This window comes from Synechococcus sp. R55.7 (genome assembly GCF_047461955.1).
Taxonomy (GTDB): Bacteria; Cyanobacteriota; Cyanobacteriia; order Thermostichales; family Thermostichaceae; genus Thermostichus.
Window position 1 is genome coordinate 1 of the sequence record NZ_JANSIC010000386.1, and the last position, 1,036, is coordinate 1,036.

General features: G+C 58.2%; 2 protein-coding genes. Both read left to right on the forward strand.

All coding sequences use genetic code 11. From position 1 onward, the window contains the following. Nucleotides 1-162: 162 nt before the first annotated feature. The gene (locus NW820_RS12655; protein WP_414407675.1) at nt 163-438 is read left to right on the forward strand and encodes a DUF6464 family protein; all 276 of its coding nucleotides are present in this window, start codon (nt 163-165) and stop codon (nt 436-438) included. A gap of 68 nt (nt 439-506) precedes the next feature. After that, nucleotides 507-1,001, forward strand: coding sequence for an N-acetyltransferase family protein (locus NW820_RS12660; protein ID WP_414330224.1), 495 nt, complete (start codon nt 507-509; stop codon nt 999-1,001). The last annotated feature ends 35 nt before the right edge of the window (nt 1,002-1,036 follow it).

Genomic DNA, 1,036 nt, shown 5'->3' on the forward strand with positions numbered 1-1,036 from the left:
TATTTCACTCTAATCGGTTTTTCTCGGGTTCTTGCCGGCAGGGAAGGACAGCTCCAAAACGGGCTGCCACGCTAGTCCTGGGCAAGCAGGCTGGCCGAGGCTGATTCTGGTTGGAAGACAACGCTGTTGGCCGACGGGGGAGGGCAATTGTGCAAGCGCTGAGTGGGAGTTGGCTTGTGGTTGGGGCTGACGTTCTGGGCGCAGTTGATCCCTCTGCTGGAAAAGAGGGGATCCCGCCGCCTCTCAATCGGGGACGAGCGCGCCCACCGGGCCGTACCAACTCTCTCTTGTGGCTTGCCCTGGGATCCCTTCTGCCGTTACTTTTCTCGGTCACCCTACCTGCCTTGTGCGGTGAGTCCTCTGGGCCCCTGCCGCTGCCCCCACCACGCTGCGCGTCCAAAAGATGCTGCCTGGGCGTTCTGTCCACAACAAGAATAAACTGTGGTCTGTTCTCGTGCCGGTATCTCAGGAAATTCAAGGAATTGGTTGTGAAGCCAGGCAAAAGTATGGAAATCCGTCCTGCCACCGCCTTAGATGTGCCCGTTTTGTTTGACCTCATCTGCGCCTTGGCCGAGTACGAGAAGCTGAGCCACCTGGTAACGGGATCCGCTGATCTGTTGCGCCACTATTTGTTTGGCCCAGAGGCTTTGGCCTCGGCGTTGTTGGCAGAAGTGGAGGGGCAAGCGGTGGGATTTGCCCTCTACTTCCGCAATTTTTCCACGTTCCTGACCCGACCAGGGATTTACCTTGAGGATCTGTTCGTGTTGCCGGAGTTTCGCGGCAGAGGCATTGGCAAAGCGCTCTTGGCGCGGGTGGCTCAGGAGGCGGTGGCCAAAGGATATGGGCGGCTGGAGTGGATGGTTTTGGATTGGAATCAGCCGGCGATAGAGTTCTATCGACGCATGGGTGCCCAGCAACATCCCGAATGGATTCTCAACCGCGTGGTGGGTGCTGATTTGGAGGCTCTGGCTCGGCTGGCCGAGGATCCCTGTCGATCTTGAGCAAGCTCCCCTCTGTTACAGACCCTAGCATTCGT